We start from the raw sequence: 18,490 nt of genomic DNA on the forward strand, positions 1-18,490 counted from the left end.
ATTGAATTTAATCGTCATAATACCCCATATAGACGATTAAAGTCAATATAAAAACTATTTAAAGCGTCAGTTCTTATAATTTATGAGGACAATTTCGCACTGAAGCTCAATATTAAATATCTCGCTAACCCGTTTTTGAGCTTCATTAATCAAGTAAAGAGCATCCTCATAGGTACCACCCCCATAATTGACCAAAAAATTTGCATGAACTTCACTGAAACTCATTGCCCCTTTTCGCTCCCCCTTTAATCCAACCGCTTCGATTAAACGTCCGGCATAATCGTTCGGAGGGTTTTTAAAACAACTTCCCGCGCTGGGCTCATGTGGCTGATTTGAACGCATTTGGTTAAACAGCTCATATCGCTCAACCGAATACCCACGATCAGCTTCAAACACCGCTTCAAAGATTACTTCATTGATAGAGGTTTTGCGATAACCGTATTCAATTTCACTTTTTTGCTTCCAACCGCTTTGGGTGCGAACGGCAATAAGATGGTTAAAAATCTCATACTCTTTCAGCCCTGCATTCATTTTGAGCATTCCCCCGAGTGTTCCGGGGAGTTTGGAGAGGTATTCAAAATGGGCGATATCGTTCTTTTTACAAAACGATACGACACGCCCTCCAGGAGTTGCCGCACCAATATGGAGACCATCCTCTTCGAGAGCGATAAAATCATACTCTTTAGAGAGAATCATGAGCGGCGGTGGGGTGGGAGAGATAAGAACGTTATTCGCCGAACCGATGATTAAATGCCCATCGGGGACAACATCATTTTCGATGAGGGCAACGTCTACAACAGGACCGATACGGATAGAGGCAAATTTGGAGAAATCGATGGTTTTGGTATTCATTGCATAAAAGTAGGAATCATATTGAACATACGGATCGTGAAATCTTGCATCTCATTCATCATCCACGGCATGGTTAAAATGATGATGATTACAATTCCGATAATCTTGGGGATAAAACTGAGGGTCATCTCATTGATTTGGGTAGTGGCTTGGAAAATACTTACCGCAAGCCCTAAAAACATCCCCACGAGCAATGCGGGTAATGATAAAATCAATGCGATTTTAAATGTCTCGATTCCTAAACCAATCAATTCCGACTGCATCATTTAACTATTCCTCAAATCGGTGTATTCGAGAGGGATGGTGAAATCGTTAGCATCGATTTGAGCATCAAAAAAACCGTGTGCATATCCGAGCTCAAAAAGTTTGTTGATTGCACGGTATTGTGTCTCATTCAAAGAGATAGAGTCATCATTGGCATACAATTCCAAATATTTTTCTAACGTTTCACCATCGATTCGGACTAAACTTCGCTCCAACAACATTTTAGAGAGGAGCTCTTTATGGTCACGCGCCACTTGAACGGCTTGCGTTAATGTTTTTTCATACGCTATCGCTGAGGTAATAGGAAGTGAACGTCGAATCGCCATCCCCCCTAGCGGAAGAGGTAAATCACCACCGCTAAGTTCACACCACACATCCCATAACTCTCTCTCAACGACCAATGAGCTGTCAAACCCGAGAATACTCTCATGAATCAAAACACCGGCATCGACCACTCCGTCCAAAACCGCTTGTTCAATCTCTAAAAAGTTCATGTAGACGATTTTTGCTTCGGGATAAGCGATGCGAAACAGTAGAGCATTGGTGGTGTATTTTCCACTCAACGCTACTTTAAAACGGCGCTTTAGCTGTGTGTCGTGTTTGCGTATCAGCTTTGGTCCATAACCGCTACCGAAACTCACGGCTGTGCGAAGTAGGGCGTAATCGTTACGGATATGGGGATAAAGTCCGAAACTAATTGCACTGATATCGTAGGTTCCCGCTAATGCTTCAACATTCAGCGTCTCGATATCGAGGGCAATATTCTCAAAAACGGTCTCTTTTTTCCCTACCCATCCAAACTTAATGGCGTAATACATAAAAATATCATCGGCATCAGGGGAGTGGGCTATTACCATCTTTTTCACAAATAATCCTACTGTAGTATATGAGAGCGTATAGCTAAATTTTAACCTAATAACGCTAAAATAACTCCATAAATATTCATAAAGAATATATTGTATTGCAATTTGTCATATTTTCGCTGAACTATTTCAATTTGTCATATTATTGTCTAATTTTATATTTCACCCTTTTAGGAGAGCACGACAATGATGGATCCAAACAAACTTAAATCGCTAGAACTTGCGATGAAACAAATCGACAAAACTTTTGGAAAAGGGACGCTTATGCGTCTTGGAGACAAGGTTATAGAACCTATCGGTGCCATTAGTACCGGTTCATTGGGGCTTGATTTAGCTCTAGGTGTTGGAGGAGTTCCTGAGGGACGCGTTATCGAAATTTATGGACCTGAGAGTTCGGGGAAAACCACCCTTACTCTTCATATCATCGCCGAAGCTCAAAAAAATGGAAGCATTTGTGCGTTTATCGATGCTGAACACGCACTCGATGTCGGATACGCCAAAAATCTTGGTGTTGATGTCGAAAATCTTCTCGTTTCACAACCCGATTACGGCGAACAAGCACTCGACATCGTCGAAACTATCGCCCGTAGCGGTGCCGTTGATTTGATCGTAGTGGACTCTGTAGCTGCCCTCACCCCCAAAGTGGAGATTGAGGGGGAGATGAGCGACCAGCAGGTGGGAACACAAGCGCGTTTAATGTCCAAAGCCCTCCGTAAACTCACCGCTATTTTGCACAAAATGAACTGTACGATTATTTTTATCAACCAAATCCGTATGAAAATCGGAACGATGGGTTATGGCTCTCCTGAGACAACAACAGGTGGAAATGCGCTAAAATTTTATGCATCGGTTCGTATCGATATCCGTAAAATCGCTACTCTCAAACAAGGAGAGAGCCAAATCGGTAACCGTGTCAAAGCAAAAGTAATCAAAAATAAAGTAGCACCGCCATTTCGTCAAGCAGAATTTGATATTATGTTTGGTGAAGGTATCTCCAAAGAGGGTGAACTGGTCGATTACGGTGTAAAACTCGATATTATCGACAAAAGTGGTGCATGGTTTAGTTTTGAGGATACCAAATTAGGTCAAGGACGCGAAAACGTCAAGCAAAAGTTTAAAGATGAGCCAGAATTGGCTAAAATAGTGGAAGCAAAAATAAAAGATGCTATGGGTGTAAATAACATTATGGCCATGGATGAATCTGAAATGAATGAGGTGGATGAATGATTTTTATTGATGAAGTAAGTGCGATCGAAGTAATGGATTCCCGTGGGAATCCTACCGTAAAAGCAACCGTACAGTTGAGTGATGGAACTCGTGAAAGTGCAATCGTCCCAAGTGGCGCAAGTACTGGGAAACGTGAAGCGTTAGAACTGCGTGATGGGGACTCTCGCTACATGGGCAAAGGGGTTCTTAAAGCGGTAGAAAACGTCAATACCCAAATTGCCGATACCATTATGGGGCTTAGTCCGTTTAATCAAGCCATGGTTGATGCAACAATGAAAGAGCTTGATGGAACAGAAAACTATGGAAATCTAGGGGCAAATGCGGTTCTAGGTGTCTCTATGGCAGTTGCACGTGCTGCGGCGAAAAGCCTCGGTATTCCATTGTATCGCTATCTTGGCGGTGCAAATGCGATGGTAATGCCTGTTCCAATGCTCAATATCATCAACGGTGGAAGCCATGCAGATAACAGTGTTGATTTTCAAGAGTATATGATCATGCCTGTCGGTTTTGAAAATTTTGCAGATGGTCTCCGTGCATCGGCTGAAGTGTATCACAATCTCAAAAAAATCCTCAAAGATCGTGGCGCTAATACAGCACTCGGTGATGAGGGTGGATTTGCACCCGATCTCAAAAGCAACGAAGAGCCGATAGAGGTGATTATGGATGCAATTAAAGCAGCAGGATATAAAGCGGGTGAACAAATCGCAATCGCTTTGGATGTTGCTAGCTCTGAACTTGTATGTGAGGGTGGATATCGTTTGGATTCTGAAAACCGTACTCTCACATCAGAAGAACTCGTAGGATACTATGAAGCATTGTGCGCAAAATATCCTATCGTTTCTATCGAAGATGGTCTGAGTGAAGATGACTGGGATGGATGGAAAATCCTTACAGAGCGATTAGGCTCAAAAATTCAACTCGTCGGGGACGACCTTTTCGTTACCAATGCCAATATTTTGGCAGAAGGGATTAACAAAGGGATTGGAAATTCAATCTTAATTAAACCAAACCAAATCGGTTCCGTTTCAGAAACAATGCTTACCGTCCGTCTTGCTCAACGTAACGGCTACAAATGCGTTATGTCACACCGATCAGGTGAGAGTGAAGATGCGTTTATCGCTGATTTTGCCGTTGCACTTAACTGTGGCGAGATCAAAACCGGCTCCACCGCACGTGGTGAACGTACGGCAAAATACAACCGTTTGTTAGAGATTGAAAACGAAATTATGTACGGTGAATACCTCGGAAGTGCCCTATTTAGCTAATGAATACCGAAGAGCACCAAGAGATTTTAGACGGCGATGGAGCATATCAAAGCTTTACCGAACGTCGTTTTGGGCTCTCAACCTCTAAGTTTATTGCCGTATCGACTATTGTTATTGTCATCTTTCTTTATCTTGGGCTTTTGATATTTGGAGATAATTCATTATCAGTTCTTCTCAGCCTAGAAGAGCGCCAAGATTTTTTAACACAGGATATTGAACATTTAAAAAGTGAGAATGCTGCCCTTCAAAAACAATATTTTGAGCTTAAAGAGATCGATGCTGACTCTGCGACAGTCCAAAAGGAAAGACAACCATGATAAAATCGATTTTTCTTGTATCAATCGTAATCGTTAGTGCATTCTCTCGTGAAAATCCATTTTTTGCAACTTCTGAAAATCCAAATTCATCGGTTACTTCAGAAAAAACATTTAACAAACCACCGCTACAATCGATGACCTATAATTTTCCCGATCAAGCACGCATCTTACAAGAGGTTACTTTTAAATTTAAAAATCTTGATGGCTCCATTGAAACACGTCGTCTTGAAGTGGATCAAAGTATTGATTGGCGCTCTCCTATAGTGTTGTCTCAATCTAATAATAAAAAAATAGAAACGCCTATTACCACAAAAGAATCCACCAACCAAGAGAAATCTTTTGTACAAATAGTCCCATCGGGGAATCAGGTATCCATCCTCATTAATGAACCTATGATTCGCCATTTTACCCTTAGTGATCCCAATAGCGTCGCTATCGACTTCAAACATAATGAGGTGTTTCAAGGATTTGAGAAACTCATCAATAGTGCCCCTTTTACAAAAGCTAAAATAACCAATCATGGGAAATTTGCACGTGTTATACTTATTTTGGATGGACGACATGAGTGCAAAGTGAATAAAACGGCTCAAGGTGCGCAAGTAATTTGTAAATAAGAGAGCTAAAGGAAGAGATTGTGAGAAGCTGATTCCCATTCAATGGGAATCAATAATTACGCTACTGCAGCCAATGCAGCGTCGTAGTTAGGCTCTTCTGTGATTTCAGGAACGATTTCTTTATAAGTAACCACACCCTCTTCGTTTACTGCGAAGATCGCGCGACATGTTACACCTGCAAGAACTGAACCACCAAGCAATACGCCATACGCGTTTGCGAAATCTTTGTTACGGAAGTCTGAACATACAGTCAATTTGTCAATACCTTCTGCTTGACAAAAACGTCCTGCTGCAAAAGGCAAGTCCAAAGATACGATAGTTGCTTTTACACCTTCAAGAGAAGCCGCTTTTGCGTTGAAGTTACGTGTTTCAGTAGCACAAACACCCGTATCGAGTGATGGAACAACAATGATAAGTTGTTTTACACCTTGCGCACCGCCTACAACTACGTCACCCAAGCCAGCTGAATTTACAACTGTTACTTCAGGAGCTTTATCTCCAACTTTAACTTCGTTTCCAAGAAGTTCTACGTCTGTACCTTTGAATTTTGTCGTTGCCATATTGGCTCCTTATTTGTTTTTTTTATTTGATAGAAGAAGTATATTTTAAATCGGATAATTTAAGTCTGAATTATGAAAGAGGTGTAATGCATTAAGCATTCCTAAAGTTTACACCGAGGATTAATAGCAATATCCGAAAAGGAGACAAACGCTTTTAACGCGTATGCTTCGAGGGCGGCACGTCCGATCATAGCGGCGTTATCGGAGCAGTAGGTGAGTTCTGAGAGGAAAAGTTCGGCTTTATGGGGTTTTAATAACTCCATAACACGTTCACGCAAATAGAGGTTGGCACTTGCTCCGCCGACGATAGCGAAACGCTTTGGAGGGTGTGTTTTGAAATACTTTTTGAGTTTTTGAATCAGATGTTCGGTTGCCGTTTTTTGAAAAGCGGCAGCGATGTCGGGATAAGCGGATGATTCGTTGGCTTCGACCGCTAGGCGAACCTGATTTTTAAGTCCCGAATAGCTAAATGCGATGAGAGGTGATTGCCAGAGAGGGACGGTAAAGGCAAATTTGGTCGCATCGCCCTCACGGGAGAGTTGCTCAATCAACGGCCCTCCCGGATAGCCTAGATGCATCATTTTCGCTACTTTGTCGAAGCTCTCTCCGTAGCTGTCATCCATCGTGGTGGCAATGGTCTCCATCTCCGTGTACGACTTAACTTCTATGAGTTGGGTATGACCGCCTGAAACTAACAATACGGTTATAGGAAGAATCGATTCTTTTTCGATAAAAAGAGAATAGATGTGCCCTTTTAGGTGGTTGATTGGGAGGATGGGGATACCCAAAGAGATACTCAGTGCCTTTGCCATGATTACCCCTTCGATGAGGGTAACGCCCAATCCCGGCTCATTGGTGACGGCAACGGCTTTTAGCTCTTTAAACCACGGCTCACACTCTGCTAGAATACGGGGCAACACTTCAGCGTGGAGACGGCTAGCGAGTTCTGGGACAACACCGCCGTACACTGAGTGCTCTAGCTCTTGGGAAATCTTTTTGTGGTAGATGAGTTTTTTAGTTGCTATCTCTATAATAGCAATTGAGCTATCATCACAACTGCTTTCGATACTAAGGATCATTGCAGTAGCCACTCTTTGACAAATGGCCACTCACCGAATCCTGAGGCGGTGTTAATGTGCCCACCATCCTCGATGATCCTCATCTCTACACCCAAAGCCTTTTGAAGTAGTGATGCCTCTTCTGTGCTCATGTAGGGGTCATTTGTCGAGGTGACCAACAATACCTCTTCGGCAAAAATATTTTTAGGTGCTTCGAGAGGGAAAAAGGTTTTGAGGGTTTCGATACTGCACGTCAAATGAGGGGGGGCGACGAGTAATAGCCGCTTTACGGGAGATATTTCCCTTTCATTACAAAGATGAAACCATGCGATATTTGCCAACGAATGACAGATGACGACATCGGGTTCAAAATCGGCAAGAATCGATTTGATCTGTTTCATCCATCTATTTTTACTCGGGAAATGGGGGTTATCTAACAGTGGAAACGCCACTATCCCATAATCTTTGGCGATTTCACCTGCGAGCCACGCTTGCCAATGAGGGTTATCCGATCCTCCCCAACCGTGAAGCAATAATGTTTTAGAGCGCATTACATCCCCCTTACATAGTGGCGAACACGTTTGTCGATTTCGAATATCTCCTCAACCGATGTGGGAATATCCTCAAAATATTCATACGCGTTTAAAATGCGTTTGGAGAGCTCTAAAAAGGTGATTTGCCCCACAACAAACTGCTCAATAGCCACTTCGTTTGCTGCGTTTACTACAACACCCCGTGCAGGATTAGCCAATAACTCTTGTCGTAGTTCCCATAGCGGGTATCGATCCGTTGTAATTTCGCGAAATTCGAGAGAACCTATTTCGAGAAAGTTTGCCGGTTTTAATATCGGCTCATCCACTTTGCCCATAAGCGCATACGCAATCGGGAGCTTCATATCGGCGTGGGCAAAATGGGCGGTTGTCGAACCATCGACATAATCGATGAGGGCATGGATAATCGATTTTGTTTCGATTACAGCGTCATATTCCCCTTCTCCAAACAACCAACGTGCTTCGAGAAGTTCAAACAGTTTATTCATCATCGAGGCACTATCAATCGTGATTTTTTGCCCCATCGACCAATTGGGATGCTTTAGTGCATCAGAAAGTGTTGCAGAGGATAATCGCTCAATCGGCCAATCCCGAAATGCTCCGCCACTGGCGGTAATTACCATACGTGAGATAGGACGAGGGGTTTGATTAAGATACCATAATCCAAAATGTTCACTATCGATGGGAACAATGTTTGTGGTATCGACAAAAGCCCCACCCACCACTAACGACTCTTTGTTGGCTAATGCTATACGCTTACCACACTCTAATGCTTTGAGAGTAGGACGAAAACCTGCGAATCCAACAAGAGCATTCACCACAAATTGAGATTCAGATGCTTCGATGGCGTCTAAAATCGCGGCTTCACCTGCGCGGACATGAGGATGATTGACGTGTTTAATATCTTCCTCATTTAAGACGACGACACGCTTGGGAGAGAATTTTTGGATTTGTTGATTGAGAAGTTCTATGTTTCGCCCCGCAACGAGGGTATCAACATTAAGTGAAAACCTCTCGGCAATTACGAGAGCATTAACACCAATAGAGCCTGTAGATCCTAAAAGGATCAAGCAAGACCCCGTAATAGAATGAGCATAATAATCGCGCCGAAAAGATAACCATCTATGCGATCTAATATCCCGCCATGACCTGGGAGGATATTACCGCTATCTTTGACCCCTGCTTGACGTTTGAGATAACTCTCAAACAAGTCGCCAAATACTGCCGAAATAGAGACCATCATGGAAATCATAACTGCTTGCAACATATTTTCGACGATACTGATACCGACAAAAAATCCCGCAACCGTTGCCACAACAATACCGCCGTATACCCCTTCGCGTGTTTTACTCGGACTTGAGACGGAAAATGGAGTGCGCCCGATACTTTTACCGACAAAATAGGCACCGATATCTGCCGCGGCAACAACGATCAAGAGCCATAGCAATGCACTAATACCATACTCTTGATATAAACTCAAAAGATAGAGCATCCCCGCCGTAGGATACATAAAGGGGAGAAAATTTTTAAATGGAATATTTTGGGTATAAGCAACTGCTGCTACAAAAATAAGTCCTGAAAGGACAAGCAAATCTTCACTATACGGATATATGGATGCCATAATCCACAAAATCACCGCGTACACATACAAAGAATTGTTGTTGATGTTGTAAAGTCGAAGAGACTCATGAAAAGCGAGGAGATAAACCACACCTAGAACAATCCAAATAAGCCAAAAATTGTTTATTAGACCAACAGCAAGAGCCGCAAGACCGAGAAAAACAGCGGTGATAATACGCGTTTGAAGCGCATTTGAGGATGGTTTCATCACTTTTCCTGATGGAAGATGTTTCAAAAATGGAATTATAGCATTTTATTGTTGAATTGAGATCTGAAAGAGGCTATTACTTCCTAAGAATCGAAAAATGGCTCTTCAAAAAGGAAAAACCATTTAAGAAAAGAAGAGATTTTAGAGTACAGTAGCAATACTATACGTAAATGAACTTACATCGCTACCATAGATGCTTTGCAATGCTTGTGCATCATTACCTGGATTGTCAGTATAAGTGAGAATCCAAGTTGCACTCGGAGTATCAGTGATTGATGGATCGATACTAAGTGTTACCTTATTACCTAATACTGAAACAGCTGTAGCTGCAAATTTTAGCAAAGCATTCCCGTCAGTAAGATCAGGAGTAAGGGTTCCATCGGTTACAAAAAACATACTATTTGGGGCATAAGTACCTTCATCTAAAGAAGAGTTAAAAGTAATTTCGATCGTACCCGTACTGGTGTGCCCTACCACATCTGTAATAGGAGCTGAAATCAATGGCGCTTTTGTCTCTACTATGTAGTTACCAGTACTGCCTCCAGCACCTGCATTCCCTGCCACATCCGTATACGACAAATTAGTGAGTGTGATTGCATTTACTACATCTGCTGCTATTCCTGCAGCTGGGGCAAACGTTCCTGTATAGGTGACTCCGCCATCACCGCTAAAGAGATTATTAATTGTTCCATTTGCATTAGATAAATTCAAATCACTTCCATCAAATCCTAAAACCGCTTCACTAAATGTGAAAGTAACAATAGGAGCATCTCCCGCAGTAACTACCGCATCGTTCATTGAGATAACGACCGTAGGTGCTTTCATATCTACCGCTTGTATCGACTGAAGGGCTACGGTGCTTGAATTACCGAACAAGTCCGTGACTGCACTAGCAGCAACATCGACCGTCATATTCCCTGCAACACCTGCAGTAGGTGTTATATCCAACGTGTAGACAGAAGCACTAACTGTGGTCAGTACACCCGCAGGAACTCCCCCTACAATTGTAATATCTTGGAGGGTAAAGCCTGTAACGGGTTCACTAAAGGTAAATGTATATTTCACGCTAGTTCCAGCTATATTAGCAACAGCAGCCGGCTCATCATCGGATATAGCAATACTTGGAGCACGAGTATCGACATCATAGGTATAGTCATAGAGACTCGTTGCTGGTGCTACTATCTGACCAGCAAGCCCATTGAGGTCATGACAATCAACAACGCTAAACGTATTAGAGGTATACTCTACGTTTGCACCTGCAGTAAACGTTGCCGTCCAAACACGTGCATCAGCCGTAGCAGCAAGACCTGTAAGCGTTCCATTTTCAAAACTCACAATAGCATCTCTGACTTCTTCAGAAAAGGTGATAGTCACAGGAGAACTTTCTCCGATACTCAAAGCCGAATCATCAAAAAAGATACTTTTAACAGTAGGTGCAGTATCATCAGGTTTAAGATAGGTGAACGAAGTGGCATCATTTCCCGCTAAATCCTGAATAGCTGGTGTTAAATCTGTGGTTACATCTTTGTACACAACCCGAACACTTTCGATATCTATCCAAGAGTCTGCAGCTGCTTTAGGCATGATCAGCGTCACCGTATCACCTAGCATAGAAACCGCTTCCACATCGATCAAATGAGTATTTATATATACGTCAAAGCCTCCCGGATTGCTCATATTTACCGCTTCCAGCTGTGAATCGAGTTTAAAACTGATGGTTTTGTTAACATAATCATACACCCAATTGGTATCCGAAGCATTGATAACGCCGTCACCATTAGTATCATCATAGAGTGTATCCATGAGCACCGGTGCAATCATATCAACCGCTTGCGGTGTAGAATCAGTCATCGATGAGGCGCTTGCGCTGTTTCCTGCAATATCGAAATATGCTGTACTAGGAACATTAACCGATAGAATTCCCTCAATTCGATTTGGAATCACTTCAAGGGTATATTCAGATTGTGAAACTTGCGTAAAAGTTTTAGCGGTTCCGTTAGTGATCGTAATATCACTAATCCCAAAACCGGTAACAGCCTCCGCAGCGCCGGTACTATCGGTAAATTTGAAAGTATAAGTAATATTCCCACCATCCAAATCGGTTGTGCCATCACTGTTGCTTCCATCCATGTTCGAGATAGCTGTAGGTTCATTATCGGTGATAGTTAAAATAGGAGGATTAACATCGATCGTAATCGCATCAGTATTTTTAGTAACTACACTGACATTTCCAGCTGCATCTGTTTGGCGAAGTTGTATCATATTGATACCATAGATTGTATTATTTGCCAAATTAAATGATGTGCCACTGCCTACCGTCCATGTACCACCGCTATCAAGGCTATATTCCCACGTAGCACCCGATTCTACACCACTAATATTTATCACTTTACTACTCGTAATATTATCCGATGCATTGATCCCCGTATCTGATGCCAAACTCATCACCAATGCTGATGGTACTGCCAAATCATACGCTTGAGTTGCTGCAACCACTGCAATATTTTGGGCACCGCTCGAATCTACAGCAACTCCTGCATCAACATTCACCGATATATTTCCAGTGCTCCCAGCTGGGGGAGTAACCGTAAGCGTATATACTGTTCCACTTCCACTAAGAGTCCCTTTGGTACCTCCGGTTACTGTTATATCACTGGTCGTAAATCCGGTAACCGCACTATCAAAGGTAAAAGTATAGACAACGCTTCCATTCGCTGTTCCATCCGTATTATCAGTAATCGTCAATCCAACCGGAGAAGGTGGTGCCACATAGGTATCTACTGTATAATTTGCACTTTTCCCAAAAACACCAAGATTCCCAGCAACATCTGAATAGGAACCTGCTGCAATAGTAATAATATTACTGGTATCCGTAACCGATGCCGTCGGGGTAAAAGTAGCTGTCCATGTAATATTATCGGCTGTTGTAAGATTACTCACCGTACCGTTTTGCGCCACAATATCTGCAAGGGTAAATCCGGTTACCGCTTCGGTAAATGTTATCGTCACATCGGTCGTTTCACCGCTGTTAAGGACAGTATCAGTTAATACAATCCCTACTGATGGTGCGGTTGTATCATTAACTATTGTTTGCAATTGAGTCGTTGCGGTTGCTTCTGACACCAATGTAACACCAGAGGGAAGTGCTGCTTGCAACACTAAATCACTCGCTGTTTGAACCGTAACAGATGTCGTAATCGCATCACGTGTTGCCTGCGTGATATTAATCCCATCGGCTGGATTACTATTATCATCCAATGATTGTAAAAACTGCGCAATATTAATAGCTGCAGAATCTGTCGTATTAGTACGGCTCACCCCAGCCATATCTTGTGGATAAATAACACCATCGGAGGGGATCGCCATATTGGTTGCTAGAGTAGCAGCCCCAATTTTTAAGGTAATCGTATCTCCAGTATTATAATGAAATGATCCCACGGAACCCGCATCACCCGTTACTCCCGTAATACCGCTACTCGTTGTGTAGGAGATACCTGAGACCAAACTATCGATAACGACTCCAGTTTGCGTACCTGATGTAGTAGTAGTTGTTGTGGTAGTTGATGAACTACTACTCCCTCCACCTCCGCCGCCACCTGCTGCTGCCGCTACTCCACCCGCAACTGCGAGGATACCAACACCCCACCATGCACTGCTCGACATAAAACTACCATGATTTTCAGCAACCGGTAACACTGCTGGAGTCGATGAGAGTTCCATACCACCTGAATTTGACATCGCATAATTATAGTACGATCCGTTTTGACCGACCCCTTGAATCTCTACGGTAGATGAATAATCCGTATAATCAATTAATACCGCAGAAGCATCTGTTGCTCCGTCTGCAAAAATATGTAGATCTTTCCCCACCATTTTAGTGCTTACATGCTTGGGCGGTTGTCCTGTAGTGGCATCTACCAATAGGATCTTGTCTCCACTTAATACCATTAATTGTGTAGTTTTGACAACACTGTTTGCTTTTGCGCCGATTGTGATTGTTTTAATCATGGGTGAAATCCCTTTTTGTTACATTCTATTACATTTAAATTTCTGAGCTTGATTATCTCCACATTAAACTTTAGTTTCAATTAAGTTCTATGAAAGCATCAAAATATTCTTGGGTAAATCGACATTATTGTTAATATCTGAAATCTTTAAACAAAAAAATAGCATCTTTCTACAAATAGTAACGGTTAATTTAATCTTCATCAGTGTAAAATAGCCTAAATATCAATTTCAACAATGACGGGCATTACTCTTTGAAACCTATTTTTTATCTTTTCCTCGTATTTTTTCCATTTTTAGAGGTATCTGCCGATAACCAGCCTACTGGACTGGAAAATCTTATCAGTCGTGTACTGGAAACTCACCCAAAGCTAAAAGCGTCAAAGATGCAAATCAATGCATCAAAAAATGGTGTTGAAGCTGCTAAGTGGGGATATTATCCCTCCCCCTCCGTTGACGTTGGTACCGGTAAAAACCATAGTACTCTTGCACGGCTCGAACAACCTTTATGGGCGGGAGGAAGGATCGATGCAACCTATGACATGAGCCTCTCACGACAACATGAAGCAGAGGTAACTTTGGATGAAAGTGCGTATACGCTCATCGAAACATTACTAAAAGTGTGTCAAACTCTAGCACAAGCACGAGGACGAATAACTGCACTCGAAGATGGACAACACCAACTTAAAACATTTGGTGATCTCTTGGATAGACGAATCGATGCAGGAGTCTCCTCATTAGCTGATAGAGAACTGATCAAATCTCGTATAGCACAAATTAATACCGATCTAACCGTTGCTAAAACGTCTGAGGCAACTGCATGTTCTCAGCTTCGACTTATTACCAATCAATCCGATACCTCATGCGAAATTGATGCACCCACCATCCCTGAATCAACCATTGAGGCATCCATAGAACCAATGATCGAAAAGATGCGCCATTCCCACCCAAGTATTCTCAAATCAGAAATACAAATACAAACGGCTATACATCAAAAAGAAAAAGATCAAGCGGCTCTATGGCCAACTCTCTCTGTGCGCGCTGAATATCAAAAGGGGTCTGTCTATAATGACTCAAATATGGAACAAAGCTTAGTCTATCTCTCTATGCAAATGAATCCTGGTTCAGGACTCTCCGCTCTCTCTACAATCGAAGCTTCTGAAGCTAATGTTCAACAACTACGTTTTAATAAACTCACTTTAGAACAAGATCTTACCGATGCGTTATTGCGTGATTACGATGATTATCACTCCTCTCTAAGCCGTGTGCAAGGGAGTACTCTCGCCATCAATGCATCTCAAAACGTACTAGAGTCCTATTCTCGTCTTTTTCTCGCCGGAAAACGGCAGTGGCTCGATCTGGTCAATTCATCAAAAGAGGTAACACAAAACAAACTCTCTCTTTCCGATTTATTGGCAACAGCCTACATAGCAAAATATCGGTTAAAACTTAAAACCGGTGAACTTATCTCACCTCTAGGTGCTACGCATGAATAACCCACAAATACAATGGCTCTTAGAAGAGAGTATGCTTGTCAAAATATCAGGTCATCACCTCCCTCAACATACAAAAGCAGTTTTACAAGAACAAACCCTTTCTAAAGCTTTTTATAAAAAGCTTTTAGAGACATTTGGTCTTGAAGCTCCACTTTGGCAAAAGGAGCTTTCATCTTCAATGCTTCCGATGCTTGCATTTTTACCTGGAGGCGAAGCCGAAATTGTTTTTGCACAAGAATCAAACAACCACTGGAGTGTAGAAAGTTTTCACGTTATTGACAGTCGAGAAAAGTTCCCTGATGGAACCTTGTTTACCCCTCTTAAACTTCGAAAGCAGACAGGAAAATTTAGTACTGCAAAAGAGATGTTTAAAAATGTCGCTTATCAGCAAAAAAGTTTTTTGATTTATGCGGCTATTGCCTCTTTAACCATCAACCTACTAGCATTGGGAACCTCGTTTTACAGTATGCAAGTTTATGACCGTGTTATCCCTACACAAGGGATTTCTACCCTTATAGCCCTCAGCATTGGTGTCTTCATTGCTATCTTTTTAGAGATGATGGTCAAAATTTCCCGCTCCTCAATTTTAGATCATGCCTCCAAAAACATGGATATAGCTTATTCACACGTTATTTTTCAACGATTACTAAAAATACGATTAGATAGTATGCCCCGAAGTATCGGAACACTCTCAGGACAACTCCAAAGTTATAACGCAGTACGAACTTTTATCTCTTCAGCCGCGATGTATGTTTTAATTGATTTCCCTTTTTCACTCCTATTTTTAGCTGGTATTATGTTAGTGGGAGGGATGAAGCTAGGAATTATCGTTATCGCCTTTATGGTTGTTTCCATCTTAGTTGGAAGTATGTTCCGACATAAAATCGATCAACTCTCTATCACCTCTTCAAAAGCATCTCATAAAAAACTTGGATTACTTGTAGAGACAGTAGAAGGGGCAGAAAGTATCAAAGCAACCGGTTCAGGGTGGAGCGCTCTGAATCGTTGGAATGCCCTTACCAAAGATTTAATTGATGATGATATCGCTATTCGTCATTACAGTGAATTATCAGGGTACCTCTCTGCATTTTTTCAACAACTTAGCTATATAGCTCTCGTCGCTATAGGGGCGTATACCGTAAGCACAACGAATGAATTAACCATGGGGGGATTAATCGCTATCACTATTTTATCAGGGCGTGTATTGTCCCCGATCTCAATGATTCCCAATTTATTTGTCCAATGGGGAAGAGCAAAAATTTCTGCTAAAGACCTAGAAAATATTTTTTCACTTCGTAGTGATAACCACCAAATTGACCATCCACTTTCACCAACCATTTTTACCCCGTCATACGTTCTTAATAATATAAAATTTGAGTATCAAGAAAATACCCCGACCGTTGTTCTTAACTCCCTTATCATCAATGCAGGGGAAAAAGTAGGTATTGTAGGTGTTATAGGGTCTGGTAAATCCACGTTGCTTAAATTACTAGCCGGATTATACGCCCCTAACGAGGGGAAAGTTTTTTTAGATGGATTAGATTTACAACACCTTTCTCGTGAATGGCTCGTCAAAAACATAGGATATCTTCCTCAATCGACAAAGCTTTTTTCAGGGACGATACGTGATAATCTCGTTCTTGGAGTCGTAGGGGTTAGTGATGAACAAATTACCGAAGCATGCAAAAAAACAGGCTTAATGCAACTCGTCAGTTCTTTGCCACATGGCTTGGACAGTATCATACCTGAAAGCGGTGAGAGTGTATCCGGTGGGCAAAAACAGCTTATTGCTCTCACTAGAATGGTTCTCGCACAACCAACTATTTGGTTACTGGATGAACCAACAGCCAGTATGGATGAAGGGAGTGAAAAGAGGTTGATTGAACTTCTCCTTACCCTCATGCGCCCTACAGATACGTTAATTCTCGTAACACATAAACCATCACTTTTGAGACTTGTCGGTCGTCTCATCGTAATGACTCCACAAGGAATCGCTATTGATGGGCCACGTGATGCCGTATTACAAAAAATAAGTACCCCACAAGGAACTCCATCGTGACAAATGAGAATCTCCCACTACTCGCTCGAATACACCCTTTATTTATTGTTTTGGGCACTCTATTACTGGTTATTGTCCCTTTTATAACATGGGCATCTTTTACTTCTATTGATCAAATTTCTCATGCGACAGGACAAGTGATTGCCGCTGCAAAAACACAAGAGATTCAAGCATCTAACGACGGGGTTATCGAACATGTTTACGTAAAAGAGGGACAAAGTGTCAAACAAGGGGAGATATTAGCAAGATTGGAAAAATCGCAAGCCCAAGCTGCTCACGATGATACTATCGGTAAAGTTGCTGCACTGCAAGCTACTCTTGTTCGATTAAAAGCTGAAGTATTTGGTCGCCCGCTACAATTTCCTCCACTGGTTCAACAATACCCGGATTTTATAGCTAATCAAACTGAACTCTTTCATCGACGACAACAAGCGCTCAACGATGAAGTTTCTGCACTCAATGAATCCCTCACACTTGCACAAGATGAATTAAATCTCAACCTCCCACTTCTCCAAACCGGAGATATCGGAGCAACAGAAATAATACGGCTTAAACGGCAAATTGCCGATCTTAAAGGTCAAATTTCCAATAAAAAGAATAAATATTTTCAAGATTCACAGGCAGAAATGACCAAAGCAGAAGAGGAACTTTCAACCAAAGAACAAGAGCTTGCTGATCGTACCGTTACACTAGAGCGAACCGATATTACCTCTCCGATGAATGCTATTGTTAAAAATATTGTGTTAACAACACAAGGAGCACGGGTACGTCCAGGAGATGTTATTATGGAGCTTGTCCCCTCTGATGATACCCTTATTGTAGAAGCAAAACTTGCCCCATCGGATCTATCATTTGTAAAAAAAGGTCAAATTGCCGCTATCAAACTTGATGCCTATGACTATTCAATTTATGGAATTTTTCATGGGAAAGTTGCCTATATCAGCCCCGACACACTCGTAGAAAAAACACCTCAAGGCGAAAAATATTATTTTCGCGTTCTTATCGCCCTTAAACCGGATGAACTTATCTCAAAATCAGGTAAAAAGATATCTCTGTCAGCTGGTATGACAACACAAGTCGACATCACAACAGGCGAGAGGAGTGTCTTGAGATACCTCACAAAACCTCTGACTAAAACATTCTCTGAATCATTACACGAACGCTAATTGTTTACACCTTCACATCTAAAATGTGAAGCGATTTTTTAGGAATATTCTCCTCTTCTTCCGGAAATTCTTCACTCGCTCTACGCTCCTCCTGATCGGCTTGTTCCCTCTGGTGTTCGCGGTCAGGATCGACACCTTGATTCTCTTCGGTCGGTCGAACCTCTTGAACCTCTCTTTTTTGTATTTGTGATAGATTTTGTGCCGCTAAGGCTTGGAGTTCCGTCCGATTATTCATCGCACCCACTTCAGAAGCAATTCCCGCCATTTGTTGATTTGCGTAAATTACACCACCGACAGGGGAAATTGCCATCAAAAACTCCTTATTATAATTTATGCACTAAAACGAATGCATCCGTTTTAGTGGC

17 protein-coding genes are annotated in these 18,490 nt (G+C 42.0%); 7 read left to right on the forward strand and 10 right to left on the reverse strand.

What is annotated here, in order from left to right:
- Positions 1–66 precede the first annotated feature (66 nt).
- From PHC76_RS06860 to PHC76_RS06870, 3 genes are read right to left on the reverse strand one after another with little or no spacing between them, the layout of a single operon-like run.
- Positions 67–852 (reverse strand): UDP-N-acetylmuramate dehydrogenase, encoded by a 786-nt coding sequence (locus PHC76_RS06860; RefSeq protein ID WP_299971082.1) that lies wholly within the window; start codon positions 850–852, stop codon positions 67–69.
- A complete protein-coding gene (gene fliQ / locus PHC76_RS06865) occupies positions 849–1,115 on the reverse strand; it encodes a flagellar biosynthesis protein FliQ (RefSeq protein WP_294917026.1) in 267 nt (88 codons plus the stop codon). Before fliQ ends, PHC76_RS06860 begins: the two co-directional genes overlap by 4 nt.
- A gap of 3 nt (positions 1,116–1,118) precedes the next feature.
- A complete protein-coding gene (locus PHC76_RS06870) occupies positions 1,119–1,982 on the reverse strand; it encodes a menaquinone biosynthesis family protein (RefSeq protein WP_299971085.1) in 864 nt (287 codons plus the stop codon).
- Positions 1,983–2,168: 186 nt separating this feature from the next.
- Between PHC76_RS06870 and recA the strand changes: the two genes are divergently transcribed.
- From recA to PHC76_RS06890, 4 genes are read left to right on the forward strand one after another with little or no spacing between them, the layout of a single operon-like run.
- Positions 2,169–3,206 (forward strand): recombinase RecA, encoded by a 1,038-nt coding sequence (recA, locus tag PHC76_RS06875; protein WP_299971146.1) that lies wholly within the window; start codon positions 2,169–2,171, stop codon positions 3,204–3,206.
- Positions 3,203–4,471 (forward strand): phosphopyruvate hydratase, encoded by a 1,269-nt coding sequence (eno, locus tag PHC76_RS06880; RefSeq protein WP_299971088.1) that lies wholly within the window; start codon positions 3,203–3,205, stop codon positions 4,469–4,471. The genes recA and eno overlap by 4 nt, the downstream gene beginning before the upstream one ends.
- A complete protein-coding gene (locus tag PHC76_RS06885; protein WP_299971092.1) occupies positions 4,471–4,788 on the forward strand; it encodes a hypothetical protein in 318 nt (105 codons plus the stop codon). Before eno ends, PHC76_RS06885 begins: the two co-directional genes overlap by 1 nt.
- A complete protein-coding gene (locus PHC76_RS06890; protein ID WP_299971094.1) occupies positions 4,785–5,402 on the forward strand; it encodes an AMIN domain-containing protein in 618 nt (205 codons plus the stop codon). The genes PHC76_RS06885 and PHC76_RS06890 overlap by 4 nt, the downstream gene beginning before the upstream one ends.
- Before the next feature lie 56 nt (positions 5,403–5,458).
- Here the strand turns inward: PHC76_RS06890 and tpx are convergent, their stop codons facing one another.
- The 6 genes from tpx to PHC76_RS06920 form a co-directional block, all read right to left on the reverse strand.
- The gene (gene tpx / locus PHC76_RS06895) at positions 5,459–5,962 is read right to left on the reverse strand and encodes a thiol peroxidase (RefSeq protein WP_299971097.1); all 504 of its coding nucleotides are present in this window, start codon (positions 5,960–5,962) and stop codon (positions 5,459–5,461) included.
- A gap of 101 nt (positions 5,963–6,063) precedes the next feature.
- Positions 6,064–7,041 (reverse strand): tRNA (adenosine(37)-N6)-threonylcarbamoyltransferase complex transferase subunit TsaD, encoded by a 978-nt coding sequence (gene tsaD / locus PHC76_RS06900; RefSeq protein ID WP_299971100.1) that lies wholly within the window; start codon positions 7,039–7,041, stop codon positions 6,064–6,066.
- Positions 7,038–7,571 carry an alpha/beta hydrolase gene (locus PHC76_RS06905; RefSeq protein ID WP_299971102.1) on the reverse strand — a complete coding sequence of 178 codons (534 nt, stop codon included), beginning with the start codon at positions 7,569–7,571 and terminating at the stop codon, positions 7,038–7,040. The genes tsaD and PHC76_RS06905 overlap by 4 nt, the downstream gene beginning before the upstream one ends.
- Positions 7,571–8,641 (reverse strand): 1-deoxy-D-xylulose-5-phosphate reductoisomerase, encoded by a 1,071-nt coding sequence (dxr, locus tag PHC76_RS06910; protein ID WP_299971105.1) that lies wholly within the window; start codon positions 8,639–8,641, stop codon positions 7,571–7,573. Before dxr ends, PHC76_RS06905 begins: the two co-directional genes overlap by 1 nt.
- Complete coding sequence (locus PHC76_RS06915) at positions 8,638–9,399, reverse strand: CDP-archaeol synthase (protein WP_299971108.1); 762 nt, start codon at positions 9,397–9,399, stop codon at positions 8,638–8,640. The genes dxr and PHC76_RS06915 overlap by 4 nt, the downstream gene beginning before the upstream one ends.
- 141 nt (positions 9,400–9,540) lie before the next feature.
- Positions 9,541–13,407, reverse strand: coding sequence for an Ig-like domain-containing protein (locus tag PHC76_RS06920; RefSeq protein ID WP_299971111.1), 3,867 nt, complete (start codon positions 13,405–13,407; stop codon positions 9,541–9,543).
- Between the two features lie 251 nt (positions 13,408–13,658).
- On the opposite strand from PHC76_RS06920, the gene PHC76_RS06925 reads away from it, so the two are divergent.
- Genes PHC76_RS06925 through PHC76_RS06935 form a run of 3 tightly spaced genes read left to right on the forward strand, consistent with a single transcriptional unit; the run spans position 13,659 to position 18,125 of the window.
- Positions 13,659–14,900, forward strand: a complete 1,242-nt coding sequence (locus PHC76_RS06925; RefSeq protein WP_299971114.1) for a TolC family protein — start codon at positions 13,659–13,661, stop codon at positions 14,898–14,900.
- On the forward strand, positions 14,893–16,959 hold the full coding sequence (locus PHC76_RS06930) for an ATP-binding cassette domain-containing protein (protein ID WP_300209895.1): 2,067 nt from the start codon (positions 14,893–14,895) through the stop codon (positions 16,957–16,959). Before PHC76_RS06925 ends, PHC76_RS06930 begins: the two co-directional genes overlap by 8 nt.
- On the forward strand, positions 16,956–18,125 hold the full coding sequence (locus PHC76_RS06935; RefSeq protein WP_299971121.1) for an HlyD family efflux transporter periplasmic adaptor subunit: 1,170 nt from the start codon (positions 16,956–16,958) through the stop codon (positions 18,123–18,125). The genes PHC76_RS06930 and PHC76_RS06935 overlap by 4 nt, the downstream gene beginning before the upstream one ends.
- Positions 18,126–18,129: 4 nt before the next feature.
- On the opposite strand, the gene PHC76_RS06940 is transcribed toward PHC76_RS06935, so the two are convergent.
- Positions 18,130–18,435, reverse strand: a complete 306-nt coding sequence (locus PHC76_RS06940) for a hypothetical protein (protein WP_299971124.1) — start codon at positions 18,433–18,435, stop codon at positions 18,130–18,132.
- Positions 18,436–18,490: the final 55 nt, after the last annotated feature.

This window comes from Sulfuricurvum sp. (assembly GCF_028710345.1).
GTDB lineage: Bacteria > Campylobacterota > Campylobacteria > Campylobacterales > Sulfurimonadaceae > Sulfuricurvum.

Bases quoted from the DNA above. Each gene is read 5' to 3' on its own strand.
- recA (WP_299971146.1), top strand. From the start codon at position 2,169: ATGGATCCAAACAAACTTAAATCGCTAGAACTTGCGATGAAACAAATC.
- fliQ (WP_294917026.1), bottom strand. From the start codon at position 1,115: ATGCAGTCGGAATTGATTGGTTTAGGAATCGAGACATTTAAAATCGCA.
- PHC76_RS06860 (WP_299971082.1), bottom strand. From the start codon at position 852: ATGAATACCAAAACCATCGATTTCTCCAAATTTGCCTCTATCCGTATC.
- PHC76_RS06905 (WP_299971102.1), bottom strand. From the start codon at position 7,571: ATGCGCTCTAAAACATTATTGCTTCACGGTTGGGGAGGATCGGATAAC.
- PHC76_RS06915 (WP_299971108.1), bottom strand. From the start codon at position 9,399: ATGAAACCATCCTCAAATGCGCTTCAAACGCGTATTATCACCGCTGTT.
- PHC76_RS06930 (WP_300209895.1), top strand. From the start codon at position 14,893: ATGAATAACCCACAAATACAATGGCTCTTAGAAGAGAGTATGCTTGTC.
- eno (WP_299971088.1), top strand. From the start codon at position 3,203: ATGATTTTTATTGATGAAGTAAGTGCGATCGAAGTAATGGATTCCCGT.
- tpx (WP_299971097.1), bottom strand. From the start codon at position 5,962: ATGGCAACGACAAAATTCAAAGGTACAGACGTAGAACTTCTTGGAAAC.
- PHC76_RS06890 (WP_299971094.1), top strand. From the start codon at position 4,785: ATGATAAAATCGATTTTTCTTGTATCAATCGTAATCGTTAGTGCATTC.
- PHC76_RS06885 (WP_299971092.1), top strand. From the start codon at position 4,471: ATGAATACCGAAGAGCACCAAGAGATTTTAGACGGCGATGGAGCATAT.
- PHC76_RS06920 (WP_299971111.1), bottom strand. From the start codon at position 13,407: ATGATTAAAACAATCACAATCGGCGCAAAAGCAAACAGTGTTGTCAAA.
- tsaD (WP_299971100.1), bottom strand. From the start codon at position 7,041: ATGATCCTTAGTATCGAAAGCAGTTGTGATGATAGCTCAATTGCTATT.
- PHC76_RS06940 (WP_299971124.1), bottom strand. From the start codon at position 18,435: ATGGCAATTTCCCCTGTCGGTGGTGTAATTTACGCAAATCAACAAATG.